12 protein-coding genes are annotated in these 16,544 nt (G+C 73.5%); 4 read left to right on the top strand and 8 right to left on the bottom strand.

All coding sequences use genetic code 11. From position 1 onward, the window contains the following. Nucleotides 1-37: 37 nt before the first annotated feature. The 3 genes from CLV70_RS30450 to CLV70_RS30440 are packed head-to-tail and all read right to left on the bottom strand — an operon-like array spanning nt 38 to nt 3,263. A complete protein-coding gene (locus CLV70_RS30450; protein ID WP_106130065.1) occupies nt 38-1,249 on the bottom strand; it encodes an ABC transporter permease in 1,212 nt (403 codons plus the stop codon). Continuing rightward, nucleotides 1,246-1,992 carry an ABC transporter ATP-binding protein gene (locus CLV70_RS30445; protein ID WP_106130064.1) on the bottom strand — a complete coding sequence of 249 codons (747 nt, stop codon included), beginning with the start codon at nt 1,990-1,992 and terminating at the stop codon, nt 1,246-1,248. The genes CLV70_RS30450 and CLV70_RS30445 overlap by 4 nt, the downstream gene beginning before the upstream one ends. After that, nucleotides 1,989-3,263: an efflux RND transporter periplasmic adaptor subunit gene (locus CLV70_RS30440; RefSeq protein ID WP_106130063.1), complete on the bottom strand. Its 1,275-nt coding sequence runs from the start codon at nt 3,261-3,263 to the stop codon at nt 1,989-1,991. Before CLV70_RS30440 ends, CLV70_RS30445 begins: the two co-directional genes overlap by 4 nt. A 90-nt stretch (nt 3,264-3,353) precedes the next feature. On the opposite strand from CLV70_RS30440, the gene CLV70_RS30435 reads away from it, so the two are divergent. Together CLV70_RS30435 and CLV70_RS30430 are read left to right on the top strand one after the other, a co-directional pair. After that, nucleotides 3,354-4,046 carry a response regulator transcription factor gene (locus CLV70_RS30435; protein ID WP_106130062.1) on the top strand — a complete coding sequence of 231 codons (693 nt, stop codon included), beginning with the start codon at nt 3,354-3,356 and terminating at the stop codon, nt 4,044-4,046. Further along, a complete protein-coding gene (locus CLV70_RS30430) occupies nt 4,043-5,887 on the top strand; it encodes a HAMP domain-containing sensor histidine kinase (protein WP_245908553.1) in 1,845 nt (614 codons plus the stop codon). The genes CLV70_RS30435 and CLV70_RS30430 overlap by 4 nt, the downstream gene beginning before the upstream one ends. A 60-nt stretch (nt 5,888-5,947) precedes the next feature. On the opposite strand, the gene CLV70_RS30425 is transcribed toward CLV70_RS30430, so the two are convergent. From CLV70_RS30425 to CLV70_RS30405, 5 genes are all read right to left on the bottom strand, one after another. Further along, complete coding sequence (locus CLV70_RS30425; RefSeq protein ID WP_106130061.1) at nt 5,948-6,649, bottom strand: glycosyltransferase family 2 protein; 702 nt, start codon at nt 6,647-6,649, stop codon at nt 5,948-5,950. A gap of 44 nt (nt 6,650-6,693) precedes the next feature. Beyond that, a complete protein-coding gene (locus CLV70_RS30420; RefSeq protein ID WP_106130060.1) occupies nt 6,694-7,416 on the bottom strand; it encodes a YdcF family protein in 723 nt (240 codons plus the stop codon). 165 nt (nt 7,417-7,581) lie between these two features. After that, nucleotides 7,582-9,459, bottom strand: coding sequence for an adenylyl cyclase (locus CLV70_RS30415; protein WP_106130059.1), 1,878 nt, complete (start codon nt 9,457-9,459; stop codon nt 7,582-7,584). Nucleotides 9,460-9,620: 161 nt separating this feature from the next. After that, nucleotides 9,621-10,871: a lamin tail domain-containing protein gene (locus tag CLV70_RS30410; RefSeq protein ID WP_106130058.1), complete on the bottom strand. Its 1,251-nt coding sequence runs from the start codon at nt 10,869-10,871 to the stop codon at nt 9,621-9,623. A 251-nt stretch (nt 10,872-11,122) separates the two neighbouring features. Next, nucleotides 11,123-12,379 (bottom strand): vanadium-dependent haloperoxidase, encoded by a 1,257-nt coding sequence (locus tag CLV70_RS30405; RefSeq protein ID WP_106130057.1) that lies wholly within the window; start codon nt 12,377-12,379, stop codon nt 11,123-11,125. 171 nt (nt 12,380-12,550) lie between these two features. On the opposite strand from CLV70_RS30405, the gene CLV70_RS41825 reads away from it, so the two are divergent. Next, complete coding sequence (locus tag CLV70_RS41825) at nt 12,551-13,759, top strand: fibronectin type III domain-containing protein (RefSeq protein ID WP_158277854.1); 1,209 nt, start codon at nt 12,551-12,553, stop codon at nt 13,757-13,759. Between the two features lie 124 nt (nt 13,760-13,883). Then, nucleotides 13,884-16,541, top strand: a complete 2,658-nt coding sequence (locus CLV70_RS30395) for a fibronectin type III domain-containing protein (protein ID WP_106130056.1) — start codon at nt 13,884-13,886, stop codon at nt 16,539-16,541. The last annotated feature ends 3 nt before the right edge of the window (nt 16,542-16,544 follow it).

Here is a 16,544-nt window from a genome sequence, read left to right as displayed (position 1 = left end):
GGGGCCGGCCGCCGCGCACCGGTCACCGGTGCGGCGCTCACACGGTGGCGAGCGCCTGGGTGGGTGTCAGCCGGGAGGCGCGCACCGACGGGTAGACGCCGGCGACCACGCCCACCACGATCGCGCCGCCGATCCCGGCCAGGACCGCCTGCAGCGGCACCACGATGGGCCAGCCGTGGTACGTCGCGTACCCGACCGTCGTGAGCAGGCCCAGCGCCGTGCCGGCCACCCCGCCCAGGGTCGCCAGCGCCACCGCCTCGGTGAGGAACTGGCCGCGGATCTGGCCGCGGTTGGCGCCCAGCGCGCGGCGCAGGCCGATCTCCGAGCGGCGCTCCAGCACCGAGATCACCATCGTGTTGGCCACCCCGATGCCGCCGACCAGCAGCGCCACCGCCGCCAGCGCCAGCAGCAGCGACGAGAAGTTGTTCTCGCTCGCCCGCTTGGCGGCCAGCGCGTCCGAGGGCCGGGTGACCGTCACCTGGCCCGGCCGCTCCGGGAAGATCGTCGCGGGCAGCACCGCGCGTACGGCCTCGAGCTGCGACTCCTCGACCTGCAGGTAGATGACGGTCGGGTGGCCGTCGAAGCGCAGCGACCCCCGGGCCGCCTCCCAGCCGACCAGCACCGACCGGTCGATGTCCGGCGACAGCGGCGTGGTGGCGAGGATGCCGACGACGGTGAACCAGGTGTCGCGGATCATCACCTGCGGGGGCGGGCCGCCGGGCGGCAGGCCGGAGAAGCCCAGCCGGGCCGCCGCCACCGAGCCGAGGACGACGGTCGGGAACTTGCCGGTGACCGGCGAGAGCCACTTCCCGTACCGGATCCGCGCGTTGATCGCCGCGGGCAGGTCGAGGCGGGCCGCGAGCACGGTCAGCCCCAGGCCGTCGTTCGGGTCCGTTCGGTCGGAGCGGCGCACCACCGTGTGGGTGTTGGCGACCGCGCTCGCCACCGTGACCGGGCCGATGCGCTGCACCATGGCGACCGACTCCTCGGGCAGCAGGGCCGGCGGTTCCTGGTCCGGCAGCGGCATGGCCTGGAGCACGTTGGCGCCGAGCGCGGACAACTCGCGCATCAGCGACGCCTGGCTCGACGCCGGGATGCCGGTGACCACGATCATCGTCGCGATGCCGATGGAGATGCCGAGCGCGGACAGCGCGGCGCGCAGTTTGCGCGTACGCAATCCGACCAGCCCCAGGCCGAGCAGGTCCGCCGGGGCGAGCCGGACCGGCCGGGTGACCTCGAAGCGGCTCATCGGGCGGTCACCGCCGCCACCGCGCTGACGGTGCCCACCGCGGGCGCCGAGACCGTGGCCACGGCGCGGACGCTGTCGGCGACCAGCCGCCCGTCGCGGATCTCGACCCGGCGGGGCAGCGACGCGGCGATGTCCCGGTCGTGCGTGATCAGCGCGATGGTGGTCCCCTCCGCGTGCAGCCGGTGCAGCAGGTCGAGCACGGCGTGCCCGGTGGCGGTGTCCAGCGCGCCGGTCGGCTCGTCGGCGAGCACCAGGGCCGGCCGGTTGACCAGCGCGCGGGCGATCGCCACCCGCTGGCGTTCGCCGCCGGAGAGCTCGTGCGGCCGGTGCCCGACGCGGTGCGCCAGCCCGACGCGGGCCAGCGCCTCGGTGGCCAGCGTCCGGCGCTGCCGGCGGGGCACCCCGGCGTAGAGCAGGCCGGTGGCGACGTTCTCCGCGGCGGTGAGGCCGTCGGTGAGGTGGAACTGCTGGAAGACGAAGCCGAGCAGCCGCCCGCGCAGTGCCGACAGCTTGCGGTCGGAGAGCTCCGCGGTGTCGTGCCCGCCGATGTGGACGGTGCCGGTCGTCGGCCGGTCGAGGGTGCCCATGAGGTGCAGCAGGGTGGACTTGCCCGACCCGGACGGGCCCACGATGGCGAGCAGCTCGCCCGCGGCGATGTCGAGGGTCACCCCGGCGAGCGCGGTGACGCCGCCCGGGTACACCTTCCCGGCGTTGCGCAGGGACAGGACCGCGTCGTCGCTCATGAGGTGGTCACCACCTCGGTGCCCTCCTTCAGGCCCGGCCCGCTGACCTCGACCAGGCCCTTGGCGAACATGCCGGTCTCCACCGGCACCAGGCCGCCGCCGCGCACCTGCACGGCGTACCCGCCCTCACTCAGCGCCAGCAGCGCCCCGATCGGCGCGACCAGCACGTCCTTGTGGGTCTCGGCGACGAAGTTCACCTCGACGTCGGCCGAGTCCAGCCGGGCGACGGTCTTCGGGTCGTCGACCGCGACGGTCACCGTCAGCTTGGGCGCCTCGTCGCCGGCCTGCCCTTCCTGGGCCTTGACCGTGGTGCCGACCGCGGTGACCTTGCCCGGGACGGTGCGGTCGCCGGGCAGCGCGACGGTCACCCGGTCGCCCCGCTCGATCGAGCCGGACTCATTGACGTCGGCCGGCACGGTGATCACCTTGGCGGTCGGGGTGACCGCCATCAGCGGGCCGTCGGCCGGGGCGCCGAGCTGCACCGCGACGGAGTCGACGCGGACCGCGCCGCTGAGCACCATGACGTCGCCGACGGTGATCCGGCCGGTGACGGGCAGCCCGGCGTCGGTCTGCCAGCGCCTGATCGCGGAGATCAGGCCGGAGGTGAGGACGCCCTCGCCCTCGCGTACGGTCGCCCTCTTGGTGACGGTCCGTGTCTCGTTCTCGGCCCCGGCCCCGGCCGGCGGCGGGGTGGCGGGCGGGGAGGCCGGCGGCGGGGCGGGCTCCGTCCGGGTCTGGGTCACCCGCTCCCCCGGCGACGGCTGGTTCCCGATCGAATAACCCAGCGCGCGGAGGTTCTTCGCCACGATCCGCACGTCCCGGCCGGTCATGTTGCGCGTGGCGAGCGTCCGGAAGAGCGGCATGCTCCCGTAGAACAGCGGCACGGGCCGGTCGTCGACGCGCAACAGCTGCTCTCCGCGGCGGATGAAGGAGCCCGGCTTGGGCAGCCAGGTGACCGTGCCGCCGCCGGTGCCGGTCAGCGGTTGCGCGGTGCCGTACCCGAGCGTGCCCTGCAGCGAATCGCTGGCGGACATGTCCTGCCGGGTGAGCGCCACGCTCTGCACCTCGATCGGCCCGTCCGCCGGTTTCGTCGCCGCGTCGCCGGTGCCGCGCAGCCACACCACCCCGCCCGCCGCGGCGGCAATCACCAGCACGACCACCAGAGCGGACAACAGACGACGCCGGCGGCGGGACGGAACGCCCGGCCCGCCGTCGGGAGGCGCCGGGATGACCGGGATGAGTTCGGTCGGCGCGTCGGACCTTGCAACCATGCCGCGCATCCTGGTCGCCGAATATCAGGAACCTGTCAGGTATCGCCTCTGCCATGGGAGTGGTGGCCGATCCGACCTATAGTCGCCGACGTGTGTGCCCATGTATTGGTCGCGGAGGACGACAGGCGGCAGGCCGAGGTGCTCCGCCGCTACCTCGAGGCCGCCGGACACGAGGCGACGGTCGTGCACGACGGCCGCAGCGCCCTCGAGCAGGCCCGCCGCAATCCGCCGGACCTGCTGGTCCTCGACGTGATGATGCCGCAGCTCGACGGCCTCAACGTGTGCCGCATGCTCCGGCAGGACTCCGACCTGCTGGTGCTCATGCTCACCGCCCGATCGACCGAGGACGATCTGCTGCTCGGCCTCGAGCTGGGCGCCGACGACTACCTGACGAAGCCGTACAGCCCGCGGGAGCTGATGGCCCGGGTCCGTACGCTGCTGCGCCGCGCGCCGCAGACGACCCGGCAGGTGAGCCAGGTCCGGCGGATCGGCCCGCTGGCCGTCGATCCGGCGCGCCACGAGGTGAGCGCCGGCGGCAATCCGGTGGACTGCACGCCCGGCGAGTTCGCGATCCTCTCCGCGATGGCCGACCACCCGGGCCGCGTCTTCACCCGGGCGCAACTGCTCGAGCACACCCGGGGCATCGACCGCAGCTCCACCGAGCGCACCATCGACGTGCACGTGATGAACCTGCGTCGCAAGATCGAGGCCGATCCGCGCCGGCCCGCGCTGCTGGTGACCGTGTACGGCGTCGGCTACAAACTGACCGGCGGCCCGGAGTGAGCCGCCGCGCCGACGCCCGCCGGGTGCCGCTGCACCGCAGCCTCATCACCCGGCTGCTCGCCACGTCGGTGCTGGTCGCCGTCGCGGCGATCGTGGCGACGGCGTGGCTCGCCACCCAGTCCACCACCCGGGCGATCCAGCAGGAGCAGGGCCGCTCGCTCGCCGACGACAAGAGCGTCTACGACTCGCTGGTCGCGTACGCCGCCACCCATCCGGACTGGTCCGAGGTGGACGCCCTGGTCAAGCAGCGCGCCGCGAAGCTCAACCGGCGCATCACGCTGATGACCGAGGACCGTCAGGTGATCACCGAGTCCGCGCCGGGCCCGTCGCTGCGGGCGGCGCGCCCGTCGGCCACCGTGGACCCGCTGGCGCTGGATCTCGCCCTCACCGGCGGCACGGACCGCATCGATCCACGCGCCGTCGGCCCGTACTCGCTGCCCAAGAAGGAACGCGACCAGCTCCGCAAGATTGCCGAGGTCCAGGTCGAGTGCCTGAGCCGGTCGGGCGTCGAGGGCGAGATCGTGGACACGCCGAGCGGCCGCCCGACGGTGCGCACCATCACCGTCGACCCGAAGGACTTCGAGACCTACTGCCAGGAGTACGTCGCACAGGAGCCGACGCGAACCGAACGCAAGGCCCTGGCCGACCTGTCCCGGCGGACCGCACCGTGCCTGGGCGCGCAGGCACCGGCGGAGGTCGCCCTGCGCCCGGACTTCACGCTGGAGCCGAAGACGCTGCCGCGCGCGGACTACGCGTACGACAGCGCCACCAAGGCCCGCATCAAGGGCTGCATCGAGAAGGCCCGCAAGGCGCAGCTCCGGCCGTACGTGGCACCTCCCGCGCTGCTGTTCGTCACCGACCCGGACCAGGAGTCCGACCAGCCGGTATTCAATCTGTCCCGCACCAACGCGCTGCGGATCGCCCTGGTGACCGGCGCGGTGCTGATCGTCACCGTGCTGATCACGATCCTCGCCGGGCGCCGCCTGGTCGGCCCGCTGCGGGCGCTCACCCAGGCGGCCGACGACCCCGCCGACCAGCACGCCCGGGTGCCGGTGGCCACCAACGACGAGATCGGCTACCTGGCGCGGGCGCTCAACGACCTCGCCGACCGCCGGGAACGCTCGGAGAGCCTGCGCCGGGCCATGGTCAGCGACGTCGCGCACGAGCTGCGTACGCCGCTGACCAACATCCGCAGCTGGCTGGAGGCGGCGCAGGACGGCCTGACCGCGACGAATCCCGCGCTTCTCGACCTGCTGCACGAGGAGGCCGTGCTGCTCCAGCACATCATCGACGACCTGAGCGACCTGGCGGCGGCGGACGCCGGCAACCTGCGCGTGCACCCGGAGCAGGTGTATCTGGTGGACATCCTGGCGCAGGTCGCCGAGGCGCACCGCAGCGCGGCCGAGACGGCGGGCGTGCGGCTGGACACCGACGTGGCCGGCGACCCGCAGGTGCTGGCGGACCCCGTACGCCTGCGCCAGCTCGTCGGCAACCTGGTGTCCAACGGCATCCGATACACGCCGTCGGGCGGCTCGGTGTCGGTGGAGGCGGCCCAGTCTGACGACGGCCTGACCATCGCCGTGCGGGACACCGGCATCGGCATCGCCGCCGAGGACCTGCCGAAGATCTTCGACCGCTTCTGGCGCTCGGACAGCTCCCGCACCCGGGCCACCGGCGGCAGCGGGCTCGGCCTGTCGATCGTGCGCCAGCTGGTGGAGGCGCACGGCGGCGACATCACCGTGTCCAGCCGCCCGAACACCGGCACGATCTTCACCATCCGGCTCCCGTCCCCCGCGCCCCGGCCGGCGCCCGTCGCGCCGCCGGTCGCCGCCGCCGGCTGACCGTCAGCCCGGCCCGGACCCATACGTACGCCGAAGCCGAGCGGCGCGGCGATCGGGTGGTCAGCGCGCCCGGGTGGGCACCAGCGAGGACGCCGCGAAGCGCAGCAGCGGCCAGTAGATGCGGGTGGCGTCGGCGACCGGGCTGAAGTGCGAGGACGCGTTGTCGCCCAGGTACGTCGTGTCGATCGTGACCTCCTCGATCGGGTGCCCGAGGCGGGACGCGTACAGCAGGACGTTCATCTCGTACTCGAAGCGTTCGCCGGGCACGGACCGCAACCAGCCGAGCAGGTCCGCCGGGTAGCCGCGCAGCCCGGTCTGGGTGTCCGCGACCGGGCGGCCGGTCGCGGCGCGGAACAGCACCCGGGTCGCGGTGTTGCCGAACCGGCTGCGCAGCGGCATCCGGGCGAAGTGGCGGACGCCGAGCACGGTGTGGCCGGTGGCGCGGGTGCGGCCGGCGACCCGCAACACATCGGCGGCGCTGTGCTGGCCGTCGGCGTCGGCGCAGACCACGTCCTGGCCGGGGAACGCCCCGGCGATGTGCCCGAAGCCCGTCTTGAGCGCCACGCCCTTGCCCCGGTTCGCCGGGTGGCGCAGCACCGTGCAGCCGAGCCCGGCGGCGGCCTCCAGGACCGGCGCGGAGGCGGGCGCGCTGCCGTCGTCGACCACCAAGACGCCGGCCACCCCGCCGGTCGCACACAGGCTTCCCGCCAGGGTGAGCAGGTGGGATCCCGGCTGGTACGCCGGCAGCAACACGACGGTCATCTGCGCTCCTTCGCCCGTACCGCGGCGGTACGGGTGCGCGGGTCCTATACCCGCCCGTCGAGCGCGGAACGCGTGCTCGTCACCCGTTCGAGCAATTCCGCGGAACCCGGGGCCGTCACCGGCGCCGGGCGGCGCAGCACCCGCTCGGCGCGCCGCAGCCAGCCGATCATGCGGCGTTCCCGGCGCAGCAGGGTGCCGGGCTCCCGCGCGCCGAGCAGGGCCATCCGGGACGCCAGGTACGCCAGCCGCTCCCCGCGCCGCGAGAAGTCGTCGTCCCCGCCGCCGGCCGGCACGTCGACCAGGTCCGCGCCGCGCCGGCCGAGCACCTTGGCGGTGAGGAACCGGATGCGGGGCAGGTGCCAGGCGTGCGACACGAGGCCCAGCGGCTCGCGCCCCGGCGGCAGCAGGCCCTCCTCGGCGACGTGCAGGACGTTCTCGAGGGTGCTGCGGGAGCGGGTCTCGGCGTGCAGGTCGGCCCACCGGTCGAGGCCCGCGGCGAGCGCCTCACGCAGCATCAGGTCGCCCTCGCGGCTGCCCGCCGGCGGTCGCGCCGCGCCCTCGGCGGCCTCCGCCCAGCCGCCGCTGAAGACGATCCGGGCGGGCCTGCCCTCGGCGCCGGCCCGGAGGAACTCGTCGCCGTGCCGCGCGACGTAGCCGGCCGCCGCGTGCACCCGCGCGGCGCTGCCGGGGGTGAGCACGTACCCGTCGCCGGAGCGGGTGACGCCGCGCCCGAACACGAGGAGCACGGTGGCGGTCGGAGGCGTCATGACCCTGAAGACCGTACCCGGTTCCGCTGAGGGCCGACGCCGGTGGCGGCGATCCCGGCGCCGGCCGTCCCGGGGTCCGATCATGGGCTCCGCCGTGGCCCTGGCCTGACCGCGACGCAGGACCGGGCCGGAGCTCGTGCTCCGGCCCGGCCCCACGGAGAGGCCTTACGGTGCCGGGTACTCGTTGATGTAGACCGGCTGGCCGGTGTTGCTGTTGTCCGCCGGGCCGCCCACGCCGTTGACGACGTGGTCGATCGTGCCCGCGCTGAGGTTCACCGTCATGATGTGGTGCAGCTTGACGCCCGGGCGGTTCGGGACCTCGAAGCCGTTCTCGGTGTGGATCGACGGGTTGTTCTGGTTGAACACGTAGACGCCCGCGCCGTACAGGTTGTGGGTGCGGACCTTGTTGCCGACCTTGTAGCCGGCGAAGCCCTCGACCTTGCCGTTCATCCAGTCGGCCTGCGTCGGCGGGTCGTACGGGAGCTCGTTCTGGTAGAGGATCGTCGTGCCCTTGTCGCCGTTCCAGGTCGTGTTGTAGCGCTGGAAGTGCTCGACGAACAGGCCGGTCGCGGTGACGTTGTCGCCGTTGATGACCGCGCCCTGCCGGCCGGTGTTGGTACGCCAGCGCTCGTTGTCGCCGTTGACGCCGCCGGTGAAGCCCTCGACGCCGTGGTCCGCGCGCCACACCCAGGTGTGGTCGATGAGCACGTTGTCGCTGTTGACCTCGAGTGCGGTGTCGGTCTTGCCGATGTGCGGGCCGCCGACGCGGAAGTACACGTCGGACAGCGTCGTCGGGTTGCTCGCCGAGCTGAGCTTCAGCCCGTGCTTGTTGCCGACCCGCAGCAGCGTCTGCGACTCCTTGGTGCCGGCGTCGATGGTGACGCCCGCGACGACCACGCCGGGCACGTCGGCGACGGTCAGCGGGGTGGCGCCGTTGACCGCGGTCAGCGTCGCGTGGCCGATGCCGAGCACCACCGTGTTCGGGCGCCGGATGTTGATGCTGTGGTCGACGTTGTACACACCCGGGGTGAGCAGCAGGTGCTTGCCGAGCGTGACGGCGGCGTTGATCTTCCACACCGGGTCGGACGGCTTGGCCACGAAGAAGTCACCGAGCGGCAGCGTACGGCCGGCGGTGAGGTCCTCGTCCCAGGACGTGCCGCTGGTGCCGCGGTGCGCGGACGGCACCCGGACGTTGTACTTGCCCTTGGCGTCCACGAACAGGTACGGCTTCTCCCGGCTGACCGGGGTCTTCTCGATCGTCGTGTACGGCGGGACCGGGAAGGTCGCGTCGTCCGGCGCGCCCTCGACGCCGGAGAAGACCTGGTTCCACACGCCGTTGGACCAGCTCTTCACCGTGCTGTTGCGGGTGAGCCACTGCTGCTGCGAGCCGCTGACCACGTCGGGCATGTTCGAGTCGGCGATGAAACCGCCGCTGGCGTACTGCGGGCCGGCGGTGCAGTAGTCCATCAGCGACAGGTTGCCGCCCTTGATGTCGAGCCGGCGCAGCGACACGGCCTGCGAGACGGCCCAGAAGTTCGCCGAGGAGCGGCAGCCGTCCTGGCCGGCGCCGTTCACGTTGATCGTGAGGTTGGAGAGCGTACGCCAGAAGTTGACCAGCGCGAGGCAGTTGCTGGTGCCACCGTCGGCGAGGCAGCGGTTGTAGACCTCCACCTTGCCGTTGATGACGACGTCCTTCGGCGAGGCGCCGAGGCCGGAGATCTCGGTGTAGTAGCCCACCTTGATCTGCAGCGGCTTCTCCGCCGTGCCGTACGTGCCGGGCTTGAAGAGGTAGGCGTACCGCTCGGTGCCCATCTCGTTGTCGACCTGCTTGGCGTAGGTGGCGTCCAGGGTGGCCTGGATCTGCTCGACCGGCATGCCCGGGTCGAAGACGGTGACGCTGGCTCCGAGGCCCGGCGCGGTGCCGCCGTGGTAGGACGGCGCCGCGGAGGCGGACGTACCCGTCAGCGTGCCGGCGGTCGCCAGCAGGAGACCGACGGCGAATATCCGGCTGAGGCGCCGGCGCCCGGAGGGGCGTGTCGACATGCGGGGTGGTCCTTTCCGTAACGGGGCTGCAATGAACCAGGTCACAGAAAGCGATAGACGCCGTCGGATGTCAAGTGGTGGAGCGCTCTCTTGCCCCCGCATTCAGGGCCTCACCCGGACAACTTGCCCGAGTTCCGGAACCCGCCGGGCCGAACGGACGATCAGCGGCCGAGCACGATGGTCCGCCCCTCCTTCACCTGCGCGGCCCGGTAGCTGACCTGGTCGATCGGGCTGCCCAGGGCGTCCGCCAGCGTCACCGTGCCGCCGGTGTTGCCCAGCGCGACCCCGGCGGCGGCGACCTGGGTGACCGCGCCGGCGGCCAGCGTCCCGGACAGCGACTGCGAACGGCCGTTGCGGTCACGCAGCGTCCACCCGGTCAGGTCGATGCCGGCGGCCGTGGTGTTGAGCAGGGTCAGCAGCTCGTGACCGTCGTCGGCGCCGACCGGGTCGGGCAGGGCGGCCACGATCAGCACGTCACCCGCGGCGAGCCGCGGCGGCGTCGTGGGCGTACCGGGCGCGGCGGGGTCCGGGTCGATGATGAAGTCCTCCGGCCAGGCCGTCATCCGGATGCGCTGCCCGGCGGCCTCGACGACGTCGTGCAGGTTGCCCGTCTCCAGCCGGTCGAGCAGGAACAGCGAGTCGTCCCGGTTGACCGGGTCCGAGCGCAGCCAGGCGCCGAAGCCGTCGAAGCCGGTGGCGCCGGTGGCCAGATAGGGCACGATCCGGCGGAACAGCTTGGGCCAGATCGCCAGCCGCCGCAGGTCGGCCAGGCCGGTCACGGTGGCGGCGCCGGCCGGGTCCGCCGTCGAGGTCGTCCAGATCCCGGCGCCGTCGGCGCGGGCCTTGCGGGACATGGTGGCGAGATGGGTACGCAGGGACGCCGGCAACGTCGCGTAGAACGCCGGATACGCCAGCCCCGCCGCGAGCAGCAGCGCGTTGGCCGACCCGTCCGCGCCGGCCTCGTCGAGGAACACGGTGCTCCCGTCCGGCGCGGCCGGCTCGCCGAGGTAGACGAAGCCGATCATGCGGCCGTTGGCGTCGATGCCGTTGGAGAGCACGTGCCCGCGGACGCTGTCCTGATCGGCGGCGCGCACGTTGTTGGGCAGGTCGTCGAAGAACTCCACGCCGGTGAAGCCGAGCAGGCGCAGCAGCTCGTCGCGGGCCGCGTTCGCCCCGGCCAGGTCCTGGTGGGTCTCGGCGAAGTGGGTCTCCAGCGCGTCGATCGCCTCCAGGCGTACGGAGATCCCCCGGGCGCCGAGGTCCGGGGGCGTGCCGGACGGCCGGGCCAGCCCCTCCACCAGCCCGGGGGTGTCCGGGGCGAACTTCACCGTGTCGCCGTCCGGCTCCGGGCCCTGCCGGGGCAGGTCCGGATAGCGGATCACGAATCGTCCGGTCAGCACCGTGTATGTCATGGCGACCTCACCTCCCGGGCCCGACCGCCGGGCCCGGCCTGGCCGCACCGTAGGCCCGCGGGCACCGCCGCCGGAACGCGTGCGTCGGTTAGGCGTCCGACGGTCCGGCCGAACGGGCCCACCCGGATCGTCCGGCCGGGCCCGCCCCGGTCACGATCGGCCGGGCCCACACCGGTCCGGGCCGGCCGGCCCTGCCCCGGTCACGATCGGCCGGGCCTACGCCGGTCCGGGCCGGCCGGCCCGCATCGTGGTCACGATCGGCCGAACTCGTGGGACAGGACGTAGCCGGAGACGCGGGTGCCGATGGAGACGCCCCGGACGTCGGCGCTGCGGAAGTGCACGCCACCCCAGATGCGCGCCTCGACCACCTCGGCGAGCGCCTGCGAGAAGCCGCCGAACGACCGCGTGGCCCCCGCGTCGGCGCTGTACGCGCTGAACGGCACGTCGTCGCGCCCGAAGAACCGGCGCAGCGCGGCCATGATCGCACTCGTCGAGCAGGTGTGCCCCGAGGTGTAGTCCGGGAACGGCGGGGTGACCAGCAGCGGCGTCCACGACGGATCCGCGCCGGTGTCCGGGTTGCCGTCGGTGTCGCCCAGCTGCACCGCGGTGATCGGGCGCCAGAAGTTCCACCGCCTCTTCTCGGCGAAGCAGACGATCAGCGCGTCGGCGTTGGCCACGTCCGCCATCGCGAACATCCGCGCGGTCCGCAACGGGCTGAGCCGCTGCGAGGTCGCCAGCTGCCGCTTGATCTCCCACTCGGTGAGGCGCCGGTCGTGCCACCAGACGGCCGCCCGGGTCTGGTCGGCGGTGCGCACGGTGCTGGTGGCCGAGCCCAGCGCCCGCACCTCGTTCACGTCCCGGGCGTACCCGGCGCTGGTCAGGGCGGGCGGGCCGGGCACGCCGAACGGCGCGACGCCGGGGATGACGAACGGTTCCAGGTCGCCGACCCAGGCCCCGTCCTGCGCGAAGGCCGGCGGGGTGGGCCGCCACTGCCCGGGTGCCGTGCCCACGTTCCAGGTGGCGTCGCCGAAGGCACCGTCGTCGCTGCGCGCGGCGATCATCGCGGCCGCCGTGGCCTCGCCGACCGCGATGCCGTCGCTCTTCGCCCGGCCATCCGGGATCGCGGCGAGGGCCTCGTCGTAGCGGGCGCGCAGGGTCGCGTCCTGCGCGGGGAAGAGCGACGCGAGCACCCGGTGGGCCGAGGTCGCCACGGCGGCGTCGGCCGAGGAGCCGGGCCGGGCATGCGGGGCGATCAGGTACGGCTGGTACGGCGTGCCCGCCACCGCGTTGATCGCGTCGTAGACCGCCCCCTGCACCATGGCGAAGCTGCGCGCGGTCACGTACGGCGGCTGGCGTGCCACCTCGTAGATGGCGTCCTGGGCGTACGTGTTCCAGGTGACGACGGCGTTGGGGCCGGCGTACCCGGCGTGGGCGGCGGCGGGCGTGAACACCGCCGGCAGCGCCAGGGTCAGGGTGGCCACCACGGCCGCCCGCAATCCTGCTCTCATCGTCTGTCCCCCCGTACGGTGATCGGCATCCCAGCCTGGTCCGCGGGCCGGAGCGCGGGCAAGGTATCGACATGGGCGTATGTCGCCGGTATCGGCTTCTGCGCCGCTTGCCTCTTTGCCCACGGGCGCCCGGCACTGGCGGGACGCGGCCGTTCCAGGCAGCATGGCTGCGTGTCCCACCCCTCCCCGCTCCTGGCACCCCGGCAGCGCGCCCGGGCGCTCGCCGAATCCGGTGACCTCACCCAGGCCCGTGCGCTGCTGGAGCACGCCGTGGACCTGGGGCGGGCCAACCTCGGCGAGGACGACCCCGAGGTGCTCGCGACGGCGCAGCAGCTGGCGGCCGTGCACCGGCAGGCGGGTGATCCGTCGGGCGCGCGGCGGGTGCTCGAGGAGGCGTACGCGGCCGGGCAGTGGCGGCTGGGCGACACCGATCCGGTGATGCTCGGCATCTCCTTCGACCTGGGCGTGGTCGCGGAGGAGATGGAGAACCGGCACGAGGCGCGGCGGGCGTTCGGCCGGGTCGCGGCGCACGGGCCGGGGGTGCTCGGCACCGGCCACTGGGCCGTGACGCGGGCGCGGGCCTATCTGGGCGAGGAGCCTCCTACCGTACGCATGGAGCTGCCGGTCCCGCCGCCGCAGCCGGCGCCGCCGCCGGCCGCCACGCCGCCCCGCCAGTTCGTGCAGGCCGAACCCGATCCGGTGCCCATTCCCGCGCAGCGACAACCCGAGCCGTATTTCCCGCCGCGGACCGCCCCGGTGCCGCCGCCGCACGCCGCACCGCCGCCGGCCGCCGCGCCGCCGCACGCAGCACAGCCGCCGGCCGCCGCACTGCCGCACGCCGCGCCGCCGCACGCAGCACCGCCGCATGCCGCGCCGTTCCCGGCCGCGTCGCATCAGGTCGCGTCGCTGCCGGCGCTGTCGCCGCCGGACGCCGGGCCGCGGTCGTCGGCGCGGGGGCCGGCCCTGTTCGCGGCCATCGCCGCGGTGATCGGCGTGGTCATCGCGGTGGTGGCGCTGGTGGTCGTGCTGGCCCGGCCGGACGGCGGCGGCGACGGCTCCGATGTGCCAACTCTGAGCGGTCCCGCCCCCACGGACGTCCGCCTGCGCGACTACGGATCGTCGGTCCAGGTCTTCTGGTCCGACCCCGCCAACGGCCGCGCGTCCTTCATGGTCACCGGCGGGCGGCCGGGCGAGCAGCTCAAGCCGATGGGTCAGATCGGACCCACCACGACCTCGTTCAACCTCAACGGGCTCAACGCCGACCTGGACTACTGCTTCGCCGTGGTGGCCGTCTACAGCACCACCCGGTTCGCCACCTCGCCGCAGGCGTGCACGAGCCGGAGCGGCCGGACCGCGGGCCCCGCGAAGAGCCGAAGATGATCACTCTCGGCGATCACAACTATTCACAACCGTGACTTGCCGAGTGCGCACGGGGATCCACCGCGCCCTATGATGGCCTGCGTCCTTGTGGACAGGCGGGCGACGACGGGGAGGATCCGGGGCTGTGACCAGTGCAGATGCGTCCGGTGAGGACGCCGTGACGGTCCGGCGCCGACGGCCGTGGCGCAGCCGCGGTGGCCTGGTGACGATCGGCACCGTCCTCAGCCTCGTCACGGGCCTCGGCCTCACCGTGCTGGGTCTCGGCGCGGCCGACCAGGCGGTCGCCAGCTTCGACGCCGCCTCGTGGGTGTGGAGCCGGGCCAAGGGCGAGGTCGCCCGGGTCAACGGCGTCACCGCCCGGGTGGACACCCGCGTGGACCTGCCGCGCGCCCGCGGCCACCAGGTCCAGGTCGCCCAGAACGACCGCTTCGTCATCCTGCGCGACGTGCAGACCGGCGTGGTCAGCACGATGGACCTGACCTCCCTCAAGGAGGCGGCCGAGACCTTCACCACCACCTCCGGCCTGGGCGTGCGCGTCGCGCTCGACGAGGACTCGGCGTTCGTCATCGACACCGTGCAGGGCGAGGTGCGCCAGCTCGACCCGCGCACCCTCGAGCCGATCGGCGAGTCGCTGCGCTATCCGCCCGGCATCGCCGGCGGGCTCTTCGACGGCGAGGGCACGCTCTGGATCGCCGTGCCGAGCCAGGGCACCGTCTCGGCGATCACGGCCGCGCCGCTGCCGGATGCGTCGCCCGGCGAGAGCGCCTCCCGCACGCCGGCGGGCCCGGCGCAGGTGCGCACCGAGACGGTGGCCGAGCCCAACCACGACCTCACCATCTCCACGCTGGAGAGCGGCGTCGCCGTGCTCGACCGCACCACCAACGTGCTGACCACGATCCGCGACAAGGCGAAGACCTCGGTCACCCTGCCGCTCGACGGCCCCGGGTCGCTGCCGGAGCACACCGAGGGCGCCGTCGTGCCGGTCACCGTCCCCGATGCCCGCCACGTGCTCGGCGTCAGCGGCGACCGGACCGTCGCCGACTTCCCGGTCCCCGGCGAGGGGCCCGAGCTCCAGGCGGCCGTCGCCTGGGAGGGCTACTTCTACGTGGCCGACGAGGCGACCGGCACCGTGCACGTCTTCGACCGGGACGGGCGCGCGCAGAAGGGCATCCGTTTCCAGCGGCCCGGCGGCCCCCTCGAGCTCGAGGTGCGCGAGAACTACCTGTTCATCAACGCGCCCGGCTCGGCCACCGCCCGTGTCGTCGACGACGCGCACCGGGTCCGGGTGGTCGACAAGTACGCCGACGACGTCCTCGGTGGCGACCCGCCGCCCCTCCCGCCGGATCCGCCGCCACCGCCGAAGCCGAAGAAGCCGCCGGTGGCCAAGCCCGGCGCCCCGCGCAACGTCCGGGCCGCGGCCGGCAACGCGCAGGTCCGCGTCTCCTGGCGGTCCGCCCCCGACAACGGCGCCGCCATCACCCGCTACGTGGTCGAGGGCGCGGACAAGACGTTCCAGGTCGGCGCCAACCAGCGCTCGCTGGAGGTAACCGGCCTCACGAACGGCGAGACGTACCGGTTCGAGGTGCACGCGGTCAACAAGAAGGGCGACGGCCCGTCGCGCACCAGCAACGCGGCCAAGCCCACCGCCGAGGTACCGGACCCGCCGACCGCCGTGACCGCCGAGGCGAAGCCGGACGGCACGGTCGTGGTCAGCTGGCCCGCCGCCAACGGCCAGGGCATCGACATCGAGCGCTACGCGGTCACCGCCATCAGCGAGGGCGGCAGCTCCCCGATCGGCGAGGCCAAGGACGGCACGTCGCTCACCATCGGCAAGGGCGAGCTCGAGTACGGCAAGCAGTACGCGTTCACGGTCGTCAGCATCAACGAGCGCGGCGCCGGCTCGAAGGCGTCGCCGGTGAGCGCGAGCGTCGTCCCGTTCGCCAGGCCCGGACGGCCGGAGAGCGTCGACGCGGCGACCGTCGGCGACCGCCCCGGCACGGTCCGGGTCACGTGGGCTGCTCCGGCGGAGAACGGCAGGCCGATCACCAAGTACGTGGTCGCCGCCGGCGGGCGCTCCACCGACGTCACCGACGGCACCGGGGTCACCCTCGACGGCTTCGGCGAGGGCGAGACGGTCTCCGTCGAGGTCCGGGCGGTGAACGAGGCCGGCGAGAGCGAGGCGGGCTCGGCGACGGCGCGCACGGTCGCCAAGCCGGAGATCACCGTCACCGGCTCCTCGGCCACGTTCAACACCGCCACGATCACCTTCACCGTGGACGCCGGCGGCGGCAGCGCGACGTGCTCCGTCGACGCCTCCGGTGACGGCGGTTCCGCCTCCGGCAGCTGCTCGAGCCTCAAGGTCGGCGGCCTCAAGCCCAGCACGTCGTACACGTTCACCGTCACCGCGAAGAACGCGGCCGGCTCGGTCTCCAAGCAGCGCGCCCAGCGCACCGACGCCCTGTACGGCACCGCCACCTGCAACAACGGCGAGAACGGCGACACCGCCGACTACTGCGACAAGGACGTCTCCGGCCGCAACGGCAACGAGATCTTCAGCGTGACCGAGCAGGACAACGACAAGCAGGTCGGCTGGGCGAAACCCGGCACCCGGCTGGAGGCGTACTGCAGGAAAAAGGGCCAGAGCATCGACTCGTACATCTACAACCACCACAAGGAATCGAGCTGGTGGATCCAGGTCAACTACGAGGGCCGCAACTACATCCCGTTCGCGTGGTTCAACCTCGACGGCGGCGACGACGTGAACGACCTGCCCCCCTGCTGAGGA

It is taken from the genome of Pseudosporangium ferrugineum, assembly GCF_003002065.1.
GTDB classification, from domain to species: Bacteria; Actinomycetota; Actinomycetes; order Mycobacteriales; family Micromonosporaceae; genus Actinoplanes; species Actinoplanes ferrugineus_A.
Note: the sequence above shows the minus strand (reverse complement) of the source record. Positions and strands in the feature narration are given on the sequence as shown.

Coding starts and splice junctions, on each gene's coding strand:
- CLV70_RS30425 (WP_106130061.1), bottom strand. CDS start 6,649: ATGACCGTCGTGTTGCTGCCGGCGTACCAGCCGGGATCCCACCTGCTC.
- CLV70_RS30445 (WP_106130064.1), bottom strand. CDS start 1,992: ATGAGCGACGACGCGGTCCTGTCCCTGCGCAACGCCGGGAAGGTGTAC.
- CLV70_RS30420 (WP_106130060.1), bottom strand. CDS start 7,416: ATGACGCCTCCGACCGCCACCGTGCTCCTCGTGTTCGGGCGCGGCGTC.
- CLV70_RS30415 (WP_106130059.1), bottom strand. CDS start 9,459: ATGTCGACACGCCCCTCCGGGCGCCGGCGCCTCAGCCGGATATTCGCC.
- CLV70_RS30440 (WP_106130063.1), bottom strand. CDS start 3,263: ATGGTTGCAAGGTCCGACGCGCCGACCGAACTCATCCCGGTCATCCCG.
- CLV70_RS30450 (WP_106130065.1), bottom strand. CDS start 1,249: ATGAGCCGCTTCGAGGTCACCCGGCCGGTCCGGCTCGCCCCGGCGGAC.
- CLV70_RS30410 (WP_106130058.1), bottom strand. CDS start 10,871: ATGACATACACGGTGCTGACCGGACGATTCGTGATCCGCTATCCGGAC.
- CLV70_RS30405 (WP_106130057.1), bottom strand. CDS start 12,379: ATGAGAGCAGGATTGCGGGCGGCCGTGGTGGCCACCCTGACCCTGGCG.